We start from the raw sequence: 502 nt of genomic DNA on the forward strand, positions 1-502 counted from the left end.
CTCATACACAACGCCCAAAATATCAAAGACTGTTTTTTTCTCATATCTGTGAGATTTTTGTCCGTTTCGCTGTAGGAGGTTAAACAGACGAAGGAGAATCTTTGATAATTCTTGGGTGTTTTTATGTAATGCTTGATGAAAAAGTAAGAAATAATCTTTAATTATGTACATCGCTTTATATTCACTTAGCTCTTTCTGTTTCTTACGTAACAGGAGTTCTCTCATTTTAAACATAGTAGAAGAACATAATAGGATACTAATGAGTTGTCCATAAAGATGGCATTCTAATCGCTCTTGTTTAATAGATTTACAACGATGAATTTGAAACCAGGATTTCCATATTTTAAATAACAGCTCAATTTGCCAACGTAGTGAATATAAATCATAGATTTTCTCTTTTGGTACCCATTCCGTAGGAATGTTTGTCATATATACCGTAATTCCTTGTAAAAGTTTCGTACGCTCTGTATATGTAATCCCTTTTTTCTTTTCACGAATAGCT

The 502-nt window shown here is 32.3% G+C and carries 1 protein-coding gene; it reads right to left on the reverse strand.

Annotated features, from left to right (window positions below):
- The coding region (locus tag VK90_RS19605; protein WP_048374583.1) for an IS4 family transposase at nt 1-502 on the reverse strand (502 nt) is incomplete at both ends.

This window comes from Bacillus sp. LK2, assembly GCF_001043575.1.
GTDB lineage: Bacteria > Bacillota > Bacilli > Bacillales > Bacillaceae_G > Bacillus_A > Bacillus_A paramycoides.